At 42.5% G+C, this 2,583-nt stretch carries 1 protein-coding gene and 2 pseudogenes; 2 read left to right on the top strand and 1 reads right to left on the bottom strand.

Translation table 11 applies throughout. The features are described from left to right. Positions 1-911, bottom strand: a pseudogene (locus AB3112_RS10590) (hypothetical protein); the annotation flags it as partial. 561 nt (positions 912-1,472) lie between these two features. Here AB3112_RS10590 and AB3112_RS10585 point away from each other — a divergent pair. Together AB3112_RS10585 and AB3112_RS10580 are read left to right on the top strand one after the other, a co-directional pair. Next, positions 1,473-1,718, top strand: coding sequence for a hypothetical protein (locus AB3112_RS10585; protein ID WP_084973310.1), 246 nt, complete (start codon positions 1,473-1,475; stop codon positions 1,716-1,718). A gap of 212 nt (positions 1,719-1,930) precedes the next feature. Continuing rightward, a pseudogene (locus AB3112_RS10580) lies at positions 1,931-2,583 on the top strand (hypothetical protein); the annotation flags it as partial.

The raw sequence follows: 2,583 nt of genomic DNA, 5'->3' as shown, positions 1-2,583 counted from the left end.
TCTGTTTTTAAAGCGTTGATCAGTTGGTCGGACAAATCGTAGGCCAAGGGGTAATCATCCTTGGTAAGGACGTCTTGGAGGCCGTCGACGTATTCTTGAGTCAGCAAAAACGTATACAGGTAGTTATTTTCTTCGCCCCTGAGCTTGCAGTTGAATTGATCTTCGATGAACTTTTGAATACTGGTGAGCTTTTCACGAACGGCCGGGGTCACGTGGGCCGGCGGGATGATCCGGTCGTTGATATAGTGGCCGTTTTGCATCCGCAGAATCCAGACCTTGAGAAAGATTTCCAGCTTACTTTTTTGAACCGGCTTGATGAGAAATGAAAACTGGGCCTGAATTCGGATGATGAGATTGTTGATTTTTACGTTGAGGTCCTCAAACGGACTGTCAATGCCGTTAAAGGCAGTATAGAAGAATTCGAAAATATGTAATCTCAAAACGTATTCGTAATTATTGACGATGTTCGGTGAGTTGTAGAAATCCGAATCGTTGAGAATGCTTCGGAGTTGAACTTCTGTTGAATAGAACTTCGTCTTACTGATAAAGTGTTTCTTCATGAAGGTGGCCTTTGAGACCATTTTGGATTGCAAAAAGTTGTATTGAAACAGCGCAAACAAGACCGACCGTTTGAGGTAGACCAGTCGAATTTCGTTCAGGACGGTTTTGGTGATGTTTTCGCCCTTCAAAATATTCTTTTCGGGTGTGGTGATTTGTGAATGATTTGAATACTGAATTTTTTCCAAGTCACGGTTAATGGACGTTAACAACTGCGACAACTTATATTCAGAGATGGGCAGTTGATCCAGCACCGAAGAGATCGTCACGAGGCGGTCTCGTTTGGCGTAGAATCGCTGTAAAAGCATGTATGACAGCTGGTCGTTTTTCTCAAAGAAAAGTGTGTAATCCAATCCAATCCCCCCGTCATTTACTGAGGCATGCTGGCATAAAAGCCAAAGATGTGCTTCGTTATGTTAGAAATATGCTCGAAGTACTCAAAAAATATAACATACCTATTATATGTGTACGATATTAATCAAATTATGGCCTAATTTGGAATGACCGTCAAATAAATCGTCTAGTATATCAATCCCTTGTGGCTCTAAGAACTGAGCGTTTTGTTTCCATAATTTGTACGTGCCGGCTTTCCCCACTTTTTGGCGATTATCCAAAAACTTGGGAATTTTCATTTTTGGCCTTTTGGGGCGATTTGAATCGATGGCAGAAAGAATTTCCAAGGCGTCTGTTTATTTCGGTTGACGGGTGATGATGGACTAGTCGCTTCGAATTGTTGTTAGAGCGGTGATGTCGGCAATAAGTTACAGACCATGAGTGCAAATAGATGAGATAACGCGAGCATTAAAGTTATTCTTGAAATAAGAGACAGCTAATCTAAACGCCTATCTGCCCAATTTAGGCATATTTTCTCCAGTTGCTTATAATTAAGGTGTTTAGAATGAGGAGGGGTATAAATGGATTATGATTTGATTGACCTTGGGGGATTTACCCGGAAGAATACCAAGATTCTGGCAGATACACCTGACTATCAACGCACACGAACCGTGTTTGATCACCGGCTGATTTTAATCACTGAGGTGGATAAAAAAGACCAAAAGATTAAAGTCAGCTCCAATTTTGAGTGGGAAAAGGTTGGCAAGAAGTTTCGACCGAACGTTTCACTGCACAACGACAATTTTGTTGATCCGCTTGCAAAATAAACCTTTACATACTGAATTTAAACGCGTTACAACAGGCTCTGATATCACTGGAAGTTTCAGGCTTTCAATGTGTTTGGGGCCTGTTTTTTAGTTCTTACTATTACAAATCATTCATTAAAAACATTTACTTTCGTTAAGTAAAAGGATAAAATTATCTTTGTATCTGAATTTTATAAAATCTTAAGATTCATTCATTTCTGAGGGGGAATTGTATGAGGCTTTTTAAGGCGCTTATTTGCGCGATATTATTTGTAGTAATCGGGGCGCCAATCACGGCCCACGCGAAGTATCATGTTTACCACCAGCGATCGTCTGCGCTTCATAAAGGGTCACTGCGCAACTTGAATAACTCGAAGGTTCACTACGTTAAGGTGCCCAAACAGTATTACCATGTTTCAAATACCGATGACGAGCACACGATTAAAGCCGAACGCGGAACAAAGGTCACCTTTCGGACGCGGTATCTACTGCCGCTGCCTGGAAAAGATGGTCAGCGGTGGGGGAATCCGCAGTCAATTGCCATGAATGGGAAACATTATATGTACATTGTTTACTGCCCAACTAACCTACATAATAAGGGGCGAATTGTTCGCTTCAATATCAAAAAGCTTGACGCAATGGGGATCCAGCTTCACCCACAGCAGTTGAAAAATGCTTACCATAAGCACCACGGCAAATATTCGAAGACCCAAAAGCAAATTCACAAGTATATCAAGGTTGGCCCGATTTTTACGACCGGCCACGGCCAATCGCTGGCCTATAACTGGAAGGACCACCACCTCTACATGTGGTGCGATCGGGAATCCGCGCCGCGGGTCCCGACCAACCAGTACGGTTACATCAACCGAATCAGCGCCCGGTCGTT

The organism is Lentilactobacillus sp. (assembly GCF_040773105.1).
In the GTDB taxonomy this organism is placed as follows: domain Bacteria; phylum Bacillota; class Bacilli; order Lactobacillales; family Lactobacillaceae; genus Lentilactobacillus; species Lentilactobacillus parabuchneri.
This window is presented reverse-complemented; position numbering and strand designations above follow the sequence as displayed.

Excerpts from the sequence above, each read along its gene's own strand:
- AB3112_RS10585 (WP_084973310.1), top strand. The coding sequence starts at position 1,473 with ATGGATTATGATTTGATTGACCTTGGGGGATTTACCCGGAAGAATACC.